The organism is Variovorax boronicumulans, assembly GCF_019352895.1.
Classification (GTDB): Bacteria; Pseudomonadota; Gammaproteobacteria; order Burkholderiales; family Burkholderiaceae_C; genus Variovorax; species Variovorax boronicumulans_A.
In genome coordinates this window covers 785,167-801,677 of record NZ_JAAAFX010000004.1, presented here as the reverse complement: position 1 = coordinate 801,677, position 16,511 = coordinate 785,167, and the positions used below count along the sequence as shown (strand labels likewise).

The following is a 16,511-nucleotide window of genomic DNA, read 5'->3' as shown; positions in this document are numbered from 1 at the left end:
TGCACTGTCTCTCACACACAACTAGCGGCACATGAGGCCGGCGCGTCGGCGGGGGCATGCCGCGCATGCTGCGTCGCCGCCGACGCCTCGAAGACCCTGTCTAGGAAGGCTTCGAGTTCGACGCGTTCGGCGTCGCACGCTCCGTCGTCCCGACTTCCAGCACATTCCCCAGCGGGTCGAATATCTTGGCCCTCTGCGTCAGGGCCCGCACCGCATGGATGGCCTGAAGTGCTGCGTCACGCGTCGCGAAATTCGAGGTGCTGCCGCACACCGCGACGCCTTCCGCGTCGCGTAATTCCCAGACCCAGCGGCCGCCCCTGAGGGGTATCACTACATATTTCATCGTTCGCTTTTGCCTGTTGCGCTCCGTGCCGGCGCTTGACCATTGTCTCTTCTTTGACGACTGAGTTCGTTCATGCGTTCACATTTTTAAACATGGCGTCTGTCATTTGTCTGTAGGCGAAAAACGGTTCCTGTTCGCCGCTCGAAAAACGCTGTGCGCCGTGAGCCGCTAGACTTCCGGGTGCATCCATCGGCGTGGCTTTTGCGTCGAGCGCGTTGCTCTTTTTTCGCACCGCCTTCGCATCGTCGAAGTGCCGTGATGTCGCGCTGATTTATCGCATTCTCTCCATGACGCTTCGTGTTTTCCTGGTTGAAGACAACCCCTCCATCCGTGATGTTCTCCTTGGCTTGCTGGAAGACTCGGTCGACTGCGAAGTCGTGGGCATCGCACCCACGCAGGCAGAGGCCACGCAATGGCTGGCCCGCAACGCGCATGGATGGGACCTGATGGTGACCGACCTGTTCCTCGAAGAGGGTTCGGGCATGGAGGTGATCAAGGCCTGCGCGGATCGCAAGCCGCATCAGCGGGTGGTGGTGCTCACCAACTATGCAGAAGCGTCCGCCAATCGCGCGATCTCCCAGGGCGCCGACGCGGTGTTCGACAAGGCGACGCAGTTCGATGCGTTCATGGCCTATGCGGGTGCGTTGATACGGGTCTCCAACAGTTGAGCCTTCGTCGGCCGTTCCTATAATCGCCGCGCTGGACTGACGCCGCTGTGGTGGCGTCGTTGTCCGGCTCGATCCGAAGGTGCCTCGCTGCCAGACATGGCATGCAGGTCAAACGGGAAACAGGTGACCCGCATCGTTGTTTGTGCACGATGCGACAGGCCTGTGCTGCCCCCGCAACGGTCAGCGGATTCGGAGCCCTCACGCGATGCCTTTTCGGCGTCGCCAGCCACTGCGCCTTCGGGCGTGGGAAGGCGAGGGCTTCTGTCTTGTCCATGTCGCCACGGCGCATGGATGAAGGCGCTCCGCGAGCCCGGATACCGGCCTTCGACATCATCTTCGGACGCTGCGGGAGTGCGTGATCCGGGCCGACCGCGCATCTTTTTCCTCCGGGGTTCGAAGCGCGGCGACGCCGCGTCTTGTCACGCCCTACCAACGTGTCCTTCGCAAGCAGAGCCTGCGGGGACGCCGGCCGTTGGAGGAGTGTTCGCATGAGTTCGTTGTCGTCGCCCGCGCGTGGTCGCATGGGCCGGGTCCGTCGTGGCCCATCGTTTCTCTTCAATCCACCCGTTGCGAGCCGTTGGCCGGCAATGCTGGTGATCGGCGCCTTGTCGGCCGGCGCTTCGGCCCAGGAGGCCTCGCTCTCGTCGATCGAGGTGCGCAGCGACGGCCTGCGCCCCGGCCAGGCGTCGAGCGCGAGCAAGAGCGCGACGCCGATCGAGCGCTTGCCACGCTCGGTGAGCGTGGTCACCGAAACCGAGATCAAGGCGCGCGATGCACAGTCGCTGATGGAGGCGCTGGCTTACACGCCGGGCGTTTATGGCGGCGGCTACGGCAGTGCGTCGCTGTCGCGCGAGTACCCGCTGGTGCGCGGCTTCCTGGCCTACCAGTTTCTCGATGGGCTGAAACTGCACGACAGCAACCGGGCCGAAGAGCCCTATGGGCTCGAGCGCGTCGAACTGCTGCGTGGTCCTGCGTCGTCGCTGTACGGGCAGGGCAGCCCGGGTGGCCTGATCAACTTGCGGAGCAAGCGCCCCACGGCCGAGACGGTGCGCGAGATCGGCGTGCGCGTGGGCAGCCAGGGCCTGCGGCAGGGCCAGTTCGACCTGGGCGGCGCGCTGAATGCCGACGCCTCGCTGCAGTATCGCATGACAGGCATGGTGCGCAAGAGCGATGGCGAGATCGACTACACCGAGGCCGATCGCCGCTACTTCGCCGGCGCCATGGCGTGGAAGCCCAATGCCGCCACCAGCCTGACGCTGATGGCGAGCCGCCAGGACGACCCCAGCCTCACGGCGCACCAGCCGCTGCCGCGTGCGGGCACGCTCGAGCCGGGTGTGAACGGGCGCGTCATCTCGCGCAACCTGTTCCTCGGCGAGCCGTCGCGGCACGATTCGCACAAGGAGAGCTGGCGCGTCGGCTACGAGTTCACGCACCGCTTCAACGACGTGTGGTCGATCGAGCAGAACGCGGCCTACAAGAAGGGCGATGTCCACGTCGACGAGGTGCAGGCGCGTGGCATCGCCTCGGGCTCGACGCGCTGGGTGCGCCAGCTGTTCGCTGCCGACTACAGCATCGTGACGAAGCAGGTCGACACGCGCCTGGTGGGCCAGATCGACGCGGCCGGCCTCAAGCACCGCGTGCTGTTGGGCTACGACTTCGCGAGCGTGCCCAACACGCAGGCCACGGGGACCAACCGGGCCTCGACCTACCTGCTCGATCTGTACGACCCTGTGTATGGCCAGGCCACGCCCGCCAACCCGATCACGTCGAACCGAACGCAGCAGTTGCGCCAGGGCGGCTTCTATCTGCAGGACCAGGTCGAGTGGGGCCGCTGGTCCGTGCTCGCGGGACTGCGGCGCGATCGCGCGGTGCTTGACCAGAAGACGGCTGTGCTGAACCCGGTCACGGGGCTGTTCAGCGACCCGCCCTATGTGCTCAAGCGCGACATGGCCACGACCGGGCAACTGGGCGTGGCCTACGAACTGGGCGGTGGCTGGTCGCCTTACCTGAACTACGCCGAGTCCTTCGCGCCGGTCACCGGCAGCACCGCGGCAGGGCTGCCTTTCGAGCCGACGCAGGGCCGGCAGGTCGAGGCCGGCATCAAGTGGGTGCCCGCAGGGCGTGCGCTCATGGGATCGGCATCGATCTACCAGATCAAGCAACGCAATGTGCTCGGCCCGGACCTGGCCAACCCCGGCTTCGCGGCACAGACCGGCGAGGTGCGTTCGCGCGGTGGTGAGATCGAGCTCAAGGCCGGGCTCGCGCCGGGGCTGGACCTGACGGCGTCGTATGCCTACACCGATGCGATCGTCACCGCGACCACGGTGGTCAACGGGCTCGACAAGCACCCGGTGGGCATCCCGCGGCAGACTGCCTCGGCCTGGTTGTCGTACCGGGTCGGTGGCGTGGCCGCGCTGCAAGGAATGACGCTGTCGGCGGGCGTGCACCATGTGGGCGAGTCGTGGGGCGACAGCCTCAATACCTTCGATGTGCCTGCGGTGACGCTGGTCGACCTGGGCCTGCGCTGGAACCTGGTGAACCTCTCGCCGGCGCTCAAGGGTTGGGACACCTCGCTGGTCGTGAAGAACGTCGCCAACCGCCGCTACGTCGCCAACTGCGACAACGCCCTGAACTGCTACTACGGGGTAGGACGGCGCGTGGCGCTGACGGCTTCGGCGTCGTTCTAGCCACAGCAGATCGGGACGCACGAGCAATGCGCGCGCAATGCCCAGGCGTTGGCGCTCGCCAGCCGACAGGCTGCCGGCCCACGGCTGCCCGGAGGGGAGCTGCTCGACCAGCGCGCCCAGTCCGACATGGACCAGCGCCTCGGCCGCCATTGCCAGCGAGACTTCGGCACCACTGCGCGGATACGCGAGTGCGTCGCGCAGCGAGCCCGCCGGGACGTAGCTTTCGCGTTGCACCACCCAGGGCCGGCGAAAGCTGCTGGCGGCTTCGCCCGATGCGAGCGGCCAGATGCCCATCGCAGCACGCATCACACTGGTCTTGCCGGCGCCCGGCGCGCCAAGTACCAGCACTTGCTCTCCGGGGGCGATCTGCAAGGACGCGACGCGTGCGATCGGTGAGGCCGCGCCCACAGCGCCGACCGCCAGCGAATCGATCAACAGCCCGCCCTCCTCGGCCCGTGCGCTCGACAACCCGTCGCTTGCCGCGGCGTTGCGCGCGATGGCGGCCTCGAATTCCGTAAGCCGGTGGATCACCGCCGCGGCCTCGGCCAGGGTGGCATAGGAGGTGATCAGGAACGACATGGCCGAGCGCACCTGCGCGAAGGCCGAGCCGGTCTGCATCAGCACGCCCAGCGTCATCTTTCCCGCAAAGTAGAGCGGGCCCACCACCAGGTACGGAAACACCAGCGATGCGTGCTTGTAGCCAGCGGTCATGAAAGACAGCGAGCGCTTCCGGCGCATCAGTGCGGAGGTGTTGCGCACCAGCGCATCGAAGCGCAGCGCCAACCCCTCGCGCTCGCGGGCCTCGCCGCCCGCCAGCGCCACCGCCTCGCCCTCATCGCGCAGGCGCACCAGCGCGTAGCGATAGTCGGCCTCGCGTCGCTCCTGCTCGACATCGAGCGGTATCAGCGCGCGGCCGATCAGGTGCGTGAGCACCGTGCCCACCAGCGCATAAGCCAGAGCGACCCAGACCAGATAGCCCGGCAGGGTCCAGGACAACCCCAGCAACGTCAACGGCGCCGCGGCCGAAAGCTCCCAGAGGATGAAGACGAAGGACGCCAGCGACACCAGGTTGCCCAGCACGCCGACCGTCAACGAGATCGACAGCCGCACGAACGAACGCACGTCTTCCGCGATGCGCTGGTCGGGGTTGTCCGGGCCCTCGCCCGCCGTAGCCATCACCTGCATGCGGTAGTGCGTCGGGCCGTCGAGCCAGCGCGCGGCGAGCCCGTCGCTCATCCAGCGGCGCCAGCGGATCGACAGCCATTGCGTCACGTAGTCCTTGAAGGTGGTCGCAAGGATGAAGCCGGCGCCGATCACGCAGTAGATCCAGAGCTGCCGCACGAAGGCGCAGCCATCGCGCTTCTGCAGCGCCTCGAAGAAGGCGCCGCGCCAATGGTTGAGCGCGACATCGATGCCGACCACGCACAGCTGCAAGGCGATCACGCCGATGAACAGCGCCCAGGCCATGCCGCGTTCGCGCGAACCGAAGTAAGGCCGCGCCAGGCGGATGCCGTCCTTGAGCGCACGCCACAGGCTGCGATGCGACGGCGTCATGGGTTCGCCTCCGGCGGCTTGCAGGCCTTGTTCTCCGCCTCGAGAAGCGGGCTCGGACAGGTGGTGCAGAAGACCCGGTCGGGCACGAGATAGCGCATGCAACAGATTCGGCGCATGCGATGCAGGTCTTCGGCACGCGGCAGGTAGAGCACCGGCTGAAACATCGGATTCGGCTGCCCGCGTGCATCGACCTCGGTCTCGAGCCAGCGGCGCGCCTGTGCCAGCCCATCGAGGCCCGGATGTGTTTCGTCGAGGCGGCGGATAAAGGCCTCGAACAGATTGCCCGCATTGCTCCACAGCACGCGGTGCGTTACGCCCGTGCGCTCGGCCAGCTGCGCGATGAAGGGCGTCAGGTGCTGATCCATCAGCTCGGACATCGCCCGCTCGGCATCAGCGGCGCCGCCGATGCGCTCGCCGCCGTCGGGCAGGCGCAGGCCCAGCGTGCGGCCCTCCCCGTCCATGTCGAAGCGCAGTGCGCCGAGCGCCATCGGCAACCGGCGCCCGAGCAGCACATGACCGATGAACCAGGCGGGCATGACGATGGCGAAATGCCACTTCGACCAGATCGACGCCACCACGCGCGCTGGCGTGGCGCCGTGCTTCGCATCGAAATGCCCACATACCTGCTGCAGGTGCTCAGGCGTCATCAACGCATCGACCGGCACGCTGTGCACAGGCAGCACTGCGGCATCGGGCGGACCGAAGCACAGGCGGCCGCGAAACGGCGCCAGCGGGCCGGTCAGCACCGATTCAAGTGCGGCGTGCAGGTCGCCACCCAGAGCGGCCACGGTGGCCGCCTAGACGAAGCCTTCTGCTCGCTGCCCGCGCAGGAGGCGCGGCACCTCCATGGGCTGCTTCGGCGTGAGCTGGCCGATGTGGCGATCGTCTATTTGGGCCACGGGGCGCCCGAGTGGCTGGCTGCGACGCGCATCGTTCGTCTGGATGCGGCCGCCTGAAGCGAATGGCGTGCAGCTTGAAGAACTGCGCCGCTTCGGTGGCAACACGTTCAATTTGATCGGCCTGCGCGGGCCGCTGCGGCAGGGCGGGGCTCGGCGGAAAGTAGCCGATCTGAACGCGCTCTCTCGGCCAAGCTGCCGCGCAGCGGTTGCGGTGTGCGACTGAACGACGGTTAAAAGTACTCATGTCCTTCATCTGAATGCAGGCTTCTGCAAGGTAACTGGCCAAAAAACATCTTTAACTGCGTATTAATGCGCGTTCTGATGCCTCGCTTCTTCGAGGTAACTTTTCTCCACAATCCCAATGTGCGAGGGCATCCGTTCACCACCAGAATCTGCGCTTACTAAAAGATACGGGAACGGGGGGAGTCTCATGGCTCGAAAAGTGGGAGCGGAACAGCGCCCGATGGAAGGGCGTGTGGGCGATCTGCGCATCGGGCGGCGCGGTCTGCACGGCGCGATCGCGCACCCGACCGCAGGCCCGTTTGACGTTCACATGGGGCGTTGAGCGCGATGGCCATCTCCCGACGCGCACTTTTCGGCAAGCTCAATCTCACCCTGTTCCGGGCGCTCGAGTCCGCGACGGCATTTGCCAAGCTCCGGGGCAATCCTTACGTTGAGCTCATTCACTGGCTTCACCAGCTCTGGCAGCTGAGCGACAGTGACCTGCACCGGATCCTGCGCCACTACCAGGTCGATCCGCAGGTTGTCGAGAAGGATCTGGCTGTTGCGTTGTCCGCTTTGCCGGCGGGCGCGACCTCGTTGAGTGATTTCTCGCATCACATCGGCAGCACGATCGAGCGCGCCTGGCTCCTTTCGAGCCTGGAGTTCGGGGGACGCAGCATCCGCAGCGGCTGGTTGCTCGTGGCACTTGTGCAGACGCCCGAGTTGCGAGGTGTGCTGATTGGTGCGTCTGCTGCGTTCCAGAAGATTCCAGTCGACGCTCTCAACGAATCGATCATGGCCATCGTCGGTGGCTCCCCCGAAGACAAAGAGGGAGCGCACGACGGCTCGGGATTGACCGCCGCAGTGCCAGGGGAGTCCAGTGGTGCGCTGGCAGATGTGCAGGACGGCAAGTCTGCGCTGAGCAAGTACTGCAGCGACCTGACGGCGCGTGCACGCGCCGGTGAGATCGATCCTGTGATTGGCCGCGAGAACGAGATCCGGACGATGGTAGACATCCTGCTGCGCCGCCGCCAGAACAACCCGCTGTTGACCGGAGAAGCGGGTGTCGGCAAGACGGCTGTGGTCGAGGGGTTGGCGCTCGCCATTGCGCGAGCCGAGGTGCCTCCAATCCTGCGCGAGGTGCGGCTCCTCAGTCTGGATGTGGGTGCGTTGTTGGCCGGCGCCAGCATGCGCGGCGAATTCGAATCCCGGTTGAAGGCACTGCTCGAAGAAGCCGGCCAGTCGGTCCAGCCGGTGATCCTTTTCGTGGACGAGGTGCACACGCTGATCGGTGCGGGCGGCCAGGCCGGCACGGGCGATGCGGCGAACCTGCTCAAGCCCGCGCTGGCGCGTGGCACGTTGCGCACCGTCGGTGCCACGACATGGAGCGAATACAAGCGACACATCGAAAAGGATCCTGCGTTGACGCGCCGCTTCCAGGTGTTGCAGGTGCCGGAGCCAGAGGAAGTCTCGGCCATCGAGATGGTGCGGGGCCTGGTTTCCACGTTCACGCAACACCATGGCGTGACGGTGCTCGATGAGGCTGTGCGCGCGGCGGTGACGCTGTCGCACCGCTACATTCCATCGCGTCAGCTGCCCGACAAGGCCATCAGCCTGCTCGACACCGCCTGCGCACGCGTGGCCATGTCCTTGCATACCCCTCCGGCTACGGTGGAGCACCTGCGTCAGCGCATCGCGGCACTCGATACCGAACTGAGTCTGCTCGCGCAAGAGGGCGTCATCGCGCACGGCAGCGGTGCACGTGCGCCCATGGCGCCCACGAAAAATGGCCGCACTGACAGCATGTTCGGCAGCATTTACGTCTATCTGCCGGCCGGCACGCCGACCCGAACGACGGCCCCAACCAGTCATCTGCAAGGACAGCGCGGCACAGGGGGCGGGGGCGCCAGTGCTGCCTCTGACCACTTTCCCCCGAATACGCTGCACGCTGCTCAGTGGGTCGAGATCCGCTACGAGAGGGGCAGCGCCCACGTCAGCAGCTACCGCGCTACCGCCGATACGACATCTCTGGTCGATGTCGGCTACCCCATTGGAAGCCCCAATTTCGAGACGGATTTTGAATACACCCTCTACACCAAAGCCGTAGAGCGACACAACAGCCTGGATGCCGCCACCCAAGCCGCCAGCAGCCCGAGCGGTTGGTACGAACTGCTGCGTTTCGGGCGAAATCTGGGTGCTGATCCGCTGCCGACCAACGCCGCTCATTGGCGCGAAATTCCGACGGCCACCGGCACCATTTGGGCGGACCTCAACGCGCCGGGCACGTTCAAATTCAGCGACGCGGACTTCCTGCCCGTCAGGGGCTGGAACTGTTTCAACGACGATGCCACCCCAAACGACCAGCGTTGTGACTCACTGCATCTGAGGGGACTGATCCGCGACCCCGATCCCCAAAATGAGCGGCGCATGGAACCCGCGCAACTCGCGCGGCGGCTGGGCGAAGCCACTGTGCGAGAAAAGCTCCGTCGGGCCATCTGCCAGTTCCCCAGCGAATGGGATCAAACCAACATCGAAGCGCGCTACGGGTGGCTGGAAACCGAGGACTACAAGGATACTGACGACGACGCGACGGGCGCGCAGAAATGGAATCGCTTTGTGAAGCACGCCAAGGCGATCAGTTTCCTCGACCTGCCGGGGGACTTCCTCAAGGCCGACTGGCGGTTTCATCCGAGGGAGTTTGTGGGGCATTTCAGGCAGTGCTTTTGGCTGAGTGAGAAAGAGGCCATCCAACTGTTCCCGAAAACGGCGCTGCGCAACGCGGGGGCTAAGGGGTGGGTCAGCGAGGGGGTGAATCCCGGGAAACAGATTCTTAAAGACAACCTGACGTACTTGAACAAGACCACCCGCAAATACTGCATCACCACCCCAAGCCGACTAGCCGCGTTCTATGGCAATGCGATGCAAGAAACCCAACGGTTTGCTTTGTTAGCTGAAACCGGTGGCGCGAGTACCCGATACGCCCCTTGGTTCGGTCGAGGGTTTCTGCAACTGACCTGGCCAGAAAACTACATTCAGTATGCGAAGTTCAAAGGGATCAGTGTAAGCACGCAACTGGAGGCTCAGTTTGTGGCTGCACATCGAATTGTCCAAAGCACAGGCGTAAGTACGGCATTCATGGCATTAGAGAGACAGACCTCCTCCGAACTCATTAAGTTGCGCGATGCTGTCGAAACGCTTGGTGAAGGTGGCTTCGAAGCCAGCGACAGCGCCGGCGCTTACTGGGCTTGGAGTGCGGCCGGCCGCAGCGCTGACCCAACTGCTGCGTTTATGCGGGCAACTGCAGGCGGTGTGACTTACTACACCCATGGCAGCTTCGGTGACGTGGCCGCAACGGTCAATGTGGGGCATCCGTCCAGCAGTTATGCCCTTATCTATGGCGTGCAAGCGCGCTTCCAAGCGCACGTCGCTGCGACGATGACGCTGACAGACAGGGAGCAGTTTCCGGATGCCCAGGGACAGATGAAAGACGTGCCCGAGGGATGGGTCAGGAGGCTACTGTGAACAAGGCGCACCGCGCGTTGCGTGATCTGCTTCTACTTGGATTGTTCGCCATTTTCGGCATTGCTCAGGCGCAAATTGCGTCGAATCTGAGACGGCCAAAATTCGCGGCCATGGTGCCCATGCACATGGTTGATTTGAGTGGGGGCTGTCATTTCACCGTGAGTGACCTAAAAGGCCATCATTTCCGTGGCCCCGATAAAGACGGGGTCGGTGGAGTCTCGTTTTACCTCGCTTACCCCAGCGAGAAAAAATGGGTGCCAGAATCGGCTATTCCCCTGTTCTGCACTAAGCCCAACGCGAAGAACGAAATGGCTGCCGATCTTGGTGCAAACGAACTCTCTTTCAGGTTGGGGGCCAAGCAGGTCAGCGACGAATGGGTGCCCGTGGACTTACGAGAGAGAACCTGTGATCCAAAGCGATTTCCTGAAGCCGTGCGGAAGGGCATCGACGTCAATGCGCCATGCTTTTACCCGGAAGAGCACTTCAAGGCATTCGAGTTCCGAGGCAAGAACTGGCTGGGCACGGGCACCTTGCTGGACGCAACCACAGGGGAGCCCAAGTTCCGGCAAAGGACATTCAACTACTGCCTTATTCCTGAGAAAGGTGAAAGTATTTTGTGTGGATATACGCAGGTTCGCTACTTGAGCCATCCCAGTGGCGATGTCCTTTTCGCGAGCATGAAGATGCTGAGCAGCATCGAGTTTGTGGATTCATTGCCGTCCACATCTGCGCCTACTGTACCCCGTAAATGATGGAAAGTTTCGCGCCCAATTTGCTCCTGTTGGCGTTGATATGCGTCAATTGTTTGGTGTTTTCTAAAAGGGATAAAAGCGCCGCATCGTCTAGGTGGCCGTCACCCGAGATGCAAACGCCCACACACGGCGCCGCCCCTTATTACACGCACAGCAGCTTCGGCAATGTTGCGGCAACGGTGAACGTGGGGCACCCATCCTTCAACTATGCGTCCATTTACGGGGTTCAGGCACGGTTCCAGGCGCATGTCTCAGCGGTCATGGTGTTGATGGATCGCGAAAAGTTTCCTGATGCACAGGGACAAACGAAAGATGAACCCGAAGGCTGGTCCAGGAGGGGGCCATGAAGATGTTTGGCCATCTGTTTCGCTCAACGATTTTGGTGCTGATGGGCATAGGTAGTACAGCGTGGGCGCAAAAAATTGGTGCAACACTGCCACGATCCGAGACTCATGCCCCTACGCGTGCAGTAAGTTTGAAGGGCGATTGCAGATTCCTCATCAATGACTTGGCGGGAGGCTATTTTTTTGGTCCTCATCGCGATGGGGCTGAGGGTGCTGCTGTCTACTTTGATGAAGTCAAGAACCGTCAGTATTTTTCTTTGAACATTCCACTCGAATGCACAGACACCAACGCCCGCCCTGCGCTTGCCGTCAGTCCGGGCGAGGACGCGGTTTCCTTCAATCTCGGCGCCGCTCAAGTCGATGGCGAGTGGGTCCCAGCAGATGGGCGAGACAAATCCTGCGATCTCACTCGATATTCCAAGAGCCAGCGTAAGCGCATCGATCCGAACGCGCCATGCTTCTATCCGAACGAGCACTTCAAGGCCATCACCTTCCAAGGAAAGAACTGGCATGGCGTAGGCACCTTGCTGGACATGACCACCGGCGAGCCCAAGTTCAGACAACGGAAATTCAGCTATTGCCTCATTTCGGAAAAAAATCCTGACCGTGCGTTGTGCGGATCGACCCACGTGCGCTACCTCATGAAACCCAGCAGCAACGTGCTACCCAGGGTACTGAAGGTTTTGACTCGCATTGAGTTTGTTGAGCCCTCCGCGTCGAAGCCTGTATCCACCCACCGAACGGACCAGAAGATCCAGGACCAGTTGAAGAGGGTGCACCAATCAGGCGCGATCAGCCCAGGGTTCATTGCGCGCATTGCGGACAAACAGGGATGCAAGGACCTCGGAGGTGAGGGCTTTGAACACAGAACGAATGGGCATGGGGCGACGCGGGCCAACGACGGACTGCCGATCCTGAATACGTACCCCCGTTGCGCCAGCAGCGCTCGATGTCACTTCCATGCGTGCCACGGCTCGCCTTGACCTCCCTCAATGACCATGTCCAATGTTCCCACCTTCTCTTCGGGCGCGGCCCAGTCCTTCCGCGAGTGGTCTCATGCCAAGCCGCTGAGCGAAGCGCTGAGCCGTGCTGAAGCCGCCGTGCGCAGCAAGCCGAGAGAACCGCAGGCACGCTGGCTCTTGTTCGAACTGCTGTGCGTGCTGGGCCGTTGGCAGCGTGCGCTCAAGCAACTGCAGACCTGGGCCGGCCTGTCGAAGGACTTCGACAACACCGCGCATGTGATGCGGGGTCTGATTCGCGCAGAGCACCAGCGCATGGAGGTGTTTGCAGGCCGGATCGCACCGGCCACAGTAGCCGCGGCCGACGCACCGGCGCCTGCCTGGATGACGGGCCTGGACGAAGCGCTCAGGCACGCCGCCGAAGGCGATGCGAGGGGCCTCGAGGCGAGCGACCTCGTGCGTGAGACGGCCCTGGCCGGTGCACCCGACACGCCGGGCCGCTGCGATGCACAGCCGCAGTTCGCGTGGGTCACCGACGCCGACACGCGCCTGGGACCGGTCTGCGAAGTGATCCTGGTCGGTGCCTACCGGTGGGTGGCGTTCGCCGACCTCGCCTCGGTTCAGAAGTCGGCCCCCCGAAGCCTGCTCGACCTGCTGTGGGCACAGGTGGATCTCGTGCTGCGCGACGGCGCCGCGCTCAAGGGCTACATGCCGATGCGCTATCCGGTGCATGAGGGCGAGCGCGATGCGTTGCTGACCGCACGTGAAACGTTGTGGAGCGACCATGGCCGGACTGGCGTGCATGGCCGTGGGCAGAAGATGTGGATGACGGACGTGGGCGATCTTTCGCTGCTCGATCTGCGCCATTGCAGTTTCGGAGGCGCCCTTCATGACGCAGCCTGAGCTCCCGGAGACGGCGCAGATCGAAGATGTGGCCAGGGTCGAGCGCCGGCCCGTGCACCCCGGCATTCGTTCTCCTCGTCCTGCCGACGCGACGGCGGCGCGTGCCAATGCGCAGCTGTTGCCGACGCTGTTCGACCGCCTGCGTGACGAGCACCCGGCGCGCAAGTCCGAACTGCCATCGGAATACACCGCCAACGCGGCGCAGGTTCGCGACATCATTCAGCGTGATCTCGCTTTCTTGCTGAACACGACGAACGCCGAGGACCTCATCGACCGCGAGCGCTACCCCGACGCGGCAGCTTCGTCGATCAACTTCGGCGTACAGCCGTTGGCAGGAAGCTACCTGTCGGAGCGTCGCTGGGCCGACATCGAACGCATCATCCGCCGCGCCATCTCCGATTACGAGCCGAGGCTGATTCCTGAGACTGTCACCGTGCTGCCCCTGATGAAGGAGGGCGCCAGCGACGAGTACAACGTCCTGCTTTTCGAGATCCGCGCCATGATCAATCTCAAGCCCTACCCGCTCGAACTCACGGTGCAAAGTTCGGTCGACCTCGAGACCAATCGCATGAGCGTGACGCGTCATTCGCACGGGCCCACCCGCGCGATTCGTTAACCGGGAATTTCCATGGATCCGCACCTCCTCGACTACTACAACAAAGAACTGGTCTACATGCGCGAGATGGCGGGTGAGTTCGCCGCCTCGCACCCGAAGATCGCGCGCCGTCTGGGCATGCATGGCATCGAGGTAGACGACCCTTACGTCGAACGTCTGATCGAGTCTTTCAGCTTCCTGTCTGCCCGCATGCAGATCAAGTTGGACGCGGAGTTTCCGCGCTTTACGCAACGGTTGCTTGAGGTGCTCTACCCGAACTACCTGAGCCCGACGCCGTCGATGGCCGTGGCGCAGCTGCATCCGAGCGTGAAAGAAGGCGACTTCACGCGCGGCTTCACCGTGCCGCGGGGCACGGCCTTCCACGCGAAGGTGCCTGCCGGCGAAGAGACGCCCTGCGAGTTCCGTTCCAGCCAGGACGTGACGATGTGGCCGATCGAGATCGTGGAGGCCAAGCTCACCGGGGCGCCTCCGGACATCCCGGCGCTGGAGCGCTATGTGCCGCCGCATGTGCAGGTCACGGGTGCGTTGCGCTTGCGGTTGCGCATGGTGGGCGAGGGCAGCTTCGCCAAGCTGGACGGGCTCGACCGCTTGCCGATCTACCTGCGCGGCAACGAGCAGGTGGCATCGCACCTGTTCGAGCTGCTGCATACCTCGGCCGTCGCGACCTTCACGGGCGAGCCGGGCCAACTGATGCAGCGGCCGCATGTCGTCACCGAGGGCGCCTTGGTGCACGAGGGCCTGCAGCCCGACCAGGGGCTGCTGCCACTGGAGTGGAACACTTTTCATGGCCACAACCTGTTGCACGAGTACTTCGCCTGCCCCGAGCGCTTCTATTTCTTCACACTCACGCAGCTCGCGGCCGGGCTCAAGCGGATCAACGGCCGGGAGGTCGAGATCCTGGTGTTGCTGACCAAGCCGCCCGGGCCGTTGGGCGGGTTGGTCGACGCGGGGCAGTTCGCGCTCTTCTGTACCCCGGTCGTCAACCTGTTCGAGCGTCGCACGGATCGCATCGAGCTGAACGCGGCACAGCCGGAATTCCATCTGGTGCCCGACCGCTCGCGGCCGCTGGACTTCGAGGTGTACGCCGTGCGCCACATCACGGGGCAGCAGGCACAGACCACGGCGGCGATGGACTTCCGGCCGCTCTACCAGACGCTCAACGAGGACGAGGGCAACTACGGCCGCTACTTCTCGCTGCGCCGCGAGCCGCGGCTGGCGTCCGACACCTCGCGCAAGTACGGCACGCGCACGCCCTATGTTGGGACCGAGGTGTTCCTCTCGCTGGTCGACCAGAACGAGGCGCCATACTCCGACAGCATCCGCTACCTGTCGGTCAAGGCGCTGCTGACCAACCGGGACCTGCCTTGCCTCGTGCCGCGCAACGGCCGGTCCGACCTGGCTGTCTCCGATTCGATCCCTGTCGCCAGCGTGGGCCTGATCCGCGCACCGAGCACGCCCAAGTCGCCGTTCGCGCAGCGTGAAGTCGCCTGGCGGCTGATCCGGCAGCTGGGCTTCAACCACCTGCCGCTGGCCGACATGCCGCACCGCGAAGGCGCGCAGGCGTTGCGCGACATGCTGCGTCTGTTCGTGTCGAGCGACAACGAGGGGCAGCGTCGGCAGATCGAGAGCCTGGTCGGCTCGCGCATCGAACCGGTCACGCGCCGACTGCCCGGCGCCGGTCCGCTGGTCTACGGGCGCGGCGTGCAGTGCACCTTGAGCGTCGACGAGGAGGGCTTCTCTGGCACCAGCCCCTATCTGTTCGGCCTGGTGCTGGAACACTACCTCGCACGCCACGTCAGCATCAACGTTTTCACCCAGACCGTGCTCGAGTCGATGCAACGCGGCACCGTGGCGCGCTGGCCGGTGCGCATGGGCGGGCGAGGGATCGTCTGATGCAACGCGACCCGAACGCCAGCGGACTCGGCCTGCAGGAACTGCTCGGGCGCCTGCGCGAGACGCCCTGGAAGTTCGGCTTTACCGCACTCATGCGCCGCTTCGGCGCCGTGCACACGGCGCGGCCACGCATCGGCCTGGCGAGTCGGCCGCAGCAGGAGCCTTTTCGGCTCGGGCAGACCGCCGCCCTGACCTTTGCGCCGCGGGAGATCGCCGAGGTCGTGCTGCCGGGCAAGGAGGACGCGCTCGCGGTGGCAGGCGGCCCGGCGCCGCGCTTCGGCAACAACCCGGCCTTTCCGATGGTGCGCCTGTACGGCCTCGGCCTGCTGGGGCCCAACGGGCCGCTGCCGCTGCACTACACGGAGCTGGTGCGCGAGCGCACCGAAAACCACAACGACAGCACGCTGGCCGACTTCCTGGACATCTTCCACCACCGCTACCTCACGCACATGTACCGCGCGTGGGCGCAGAGCCAGGCGGCGGCCGGGCTGGATCGGGCCGACGACGAGACGTTCAGTCGCTATATCGCACAGCTGACGGGGCACGATCCGCTGGAGATCCGCGATTCCGTGCTGCCGGCCCATGCGCGCATGGCGGCGTCGACCCACCTGGGGCGCGAGGCGCGCAACCCCGACGGCCTGGCCCAGACATTGGCGCGCTTCTTCGCTGTGCCGGTGCAGTTGCAGGAGTTCGTCATGCACTGGATCCGCATCGACGAGGAGGACCAAAGCCACCTGGGCAAGCCGCGCACGTCCAGCGTGATGGGCGTGGGCGCGATCGCCGGCGAGGTGGTGGCCGACCGGCAGAACAAGTTCCGGCTGGTGCTCGGTCCGCTGCACCTGGATCAGTACCTGCGCTTCACGCCCCAGGGCAAGGACCTGCCGCTGCTGGTCGAATGGGTGCGCGGCTTCGTGGGCTACGAGTTCGTCTGGGAGCTCGAGCTGCGCGTGCGCATCGACAGTGCGCCGCCGGCCCGTCTCGACGGCACTGAGAAGCTTGGCTGGTCCACCTGGCTGGGCGGTTCCGAGGCCGCCGGCGCCAGCCCAGCGAACCGACCTTTCGATGCCGCGGCTGCGCCGGCTTACGCCGTCGGCATGGTGTTCGAGCCTGAGCAGTACATCGGCCTGCGCTACTGCGCTTGAATGTCAG

The 16,511-nt window shown here is 64.4% G+C and carries 12 protein-coding genes, 1 pseudogene and 1 riboswitch; of the genes and pseudogenes, 10 read left to right on the top strand and 3 right to left on the bottom strand.

All coding sequences use genetic code 11. The annotated features are described in order from the left end of the window. Positions 1-100: 100 nt before the first annotated feature. Entirely contained in the window at positions 101-343 is a 243-nt protein-coding gene (locus K0H49_RS05290; protein ID WP_219210059.1) for a DUF1508 domain-containing protein, read from the bottom strand. A gap of 194 nt (positions 344-537) precedes the next feature. On the opposite strand from K0H49_RS05290, the gene K0H49_RS05285 reads away from it, so the two are divergent. Both K0H49_RS05285 and K0H49_RS05280 read left to right on the top strand, forming a co-directional pair. Next, a complete protein-coding gene (locus K0H49_RS05285) occupies positions 538-1,011 on the top strand; it encodes a response regulator (protein WP_374122308.1) in 474 nt (157 codons plus the stop codon). Positions 1,012-1,071: 60 nt separating this feature from the next. Beyond that, positions 1,072-1,351: riboswitch (cobalamin riboswitch) on the top strand. Between the two features lie 247 nt (positions 1,352-1,598). Then, positions 1,599-3,698, top strand: coding sequence for a TonB-dependent siderophore receptor (locus K0H49_RS05280; RefSeq protein WP_219210058.1), 2,100 nt, complete (start codon positions 1,599-1,601; stop codon positions 3,696-3,698). A 9-nt stretch (positions 3,699-3,707) separates the two neighbouring features. On the opposite strand, the pseudogene K0H49_RS30945 reads toward K0H49_RS05280, so the two are convergent. Both K0H49_RS30945 and fhuF read right to left on the bottom strand, forming a co-directional pair. Further along, a pseudogene (locus K0H49_RS30945) lies at positions 3,708-5,165 on the bottom strand (ABC transporter ATP-binding protein/permease); the annotation flags it as partial. A gap of 83 nt (positions 5,166-5,248) precedes the next feature. Further along, on the bottom strand, positions 5,249-6,040 hold the full coding sequence (gene fhuF, locus K0H49_RS05265; RefSeq protein WP_219210056.1) for a siderophore-iron reductase FhuF: 792 nt from the start codon (positions 6,038-6,040) through the stop codon (positions 5,249-5,251). On the opposite strand from fhuF, the gene K0H49_RS05260 reads away from it, so the two are divergent. The 8 genes from K0H49_RS05260 (at position 6,014) to tssG (ending at position 16,504) form a co-directional block, all read left to right on the top strand. Further along, positions 6,014-6,208: a hypothetical protein gene (locus K0H49_RS05260; RefSeq protein WP_219210055.1), complete on the top strand. Its 195-nt coding sequence runs from the start codon at positions 6,014-6,016 to the stop codon at positions 6,206-6,208. The genes fhuF and K0H49_RS05260 overlap by 27 nt on opposite strands. 513 nt (positions 6,209-6,721) lie before the next feature. Continuing rightward, on the top strand, positions 6,722-9,895 hold the full coding sequence (locus K0H49_RS30515) for an AAA family ATPase (RefSeq protein WP_257624590.1): 3,174 nt from the start codon (positions 6,722-6,724) through the stop codon (positions 9,893-9,895). Continuing rightward, on the top strand, positions 9,892-10,647 hold the full coding sequence (locus tag K0H49_RS05250; protein WP_219210054.1) for a hypothetical protein: 756 nt from the start codon (positions 9,892-9,894) through the stop codon (positions 10,645-10,647). The genes K0H49_RS30515 and K0H49_RS05250 overlap by 4 nt, the downstream gene beginning before the upstream one ends. Before the next feature lie 343 nt (positions 10,648-10,990). Next, entirely contained in the window at positions 10,991-11,974 is a 984-nt protein-coding gene (locus tag K0H49_RS05245) for a type VI secretion system Vgr family protein (RefSeq protein WP_219210053.1), read from the top strand. A gap of 15 nt (positions 11,975-11,989) precedes the next feature. Next, positions 11,990-12,853, top strand: a complete 864-nt coding sequence (locus tag K0H49_RS05240) for a type VI secretion system accessory protein TagJ (protein WP_219210052.1) — start codon at positions 11,990-11,992, stop codon at positions 12,851-12,853. Further along, complete coding sequence (gene tssE / locus K0H49_RS05235; RefSeq protein ID WP_219210051.1) at positions 12,840-13,469, top strand: type VI secretion system baseplate subunit TssE; 630 nt, start codon at positions 12,840-12,842, stop codon at positions 13,467-13,469. The genes K0H49_RS05240 and tssE overlap by 14 nt, the downstream gene beginning before the upstream one ends. A 12-nt stretch (positions 13,470-13,481) precedes the next feature. After that, positions 13,482-15,362: a type VI secretion system baseplate subunit TssF gene (gene tssF, locus K0H49_RS05230; RefSeq protein WP_219210050.1), complete on the top strand. Its 1,881-nt coding sequence runs from the start codon at positions 13,482-13,484 to the stop codon at positions 15,360-15,362. Beyond that, a complete protein-coding gene (gene tssG, locus K0H49_RS05225; RefSeq protein ID WP_219210049.1) occupies positions 15,362-16,504 on the top strand; it encodes a type VI secretion system baseplate subunit TssG in 1,143 nt (380 codons plus the stop codon). Before tssF ends, tssG begins: the two co-directional genes overlap by 1 nt. Positions 16,505-16,511 lie beyond the last annotated feature (7 nt).

Bases quoted from the DNA above. Each gene is read 5' to 3' on its own strand.
- K0H49_RS05245 (WP_219210053.1), top strand. From the start codon at position 10,991: ATGAAGATGTTTGGCCATCTGTTTCGCTCAACGATTTTGGTGCTGATG.
- K0H49_RS05290 (WP_219210059.1), bottom strand. From the start codon at position 343: ATGAAATATGTAGTGATACCCCTCAGGGGCGGCCGCTGGGTCTGGGAA.
- K0H49_RS05240 (WP_219210052.1), top strand. From the start codon at position 11,990: ATGTCCAATGTTCCCACCTTCTCTTCGGGCGCGGCCCAGTCCTTCCGC.
- K0H49_RS05280 (WP_219210058.1), top strand. From the start codon at position 1,599: ATGCTGGTGATCGGCGCCTTGTCGGCCGGCGCTTCGGCCCAGGAGGCC.
- K0H49_RS30515 (WP_257624590.1), top strand. From the start codon at position 6,722: ATGGCCATCTCCCGACGCGCACTTTTCGGCAAGCTCAATCTCACCCTG.
- tssE (WP_219210051.1), top strand. From the start codon at position 12,840: ATGACGCAGCCTGAGCTCCCGGAGACGGCGCAGATCGAAGATGTGGCC.
- tssF (WP_219210050.1), top strand. From the start codon at position 13,482: ATGGATCCGCACCTCCTCGACTACTACAACAAAGAACTGGTCTACATG.
- tssG (WP_219210049.1), top strand. From the start codon at position 15,362: ATGCAACGCGACCCGAACGCCAGCGGACTCGGCCTGCAGGAACTGCTC.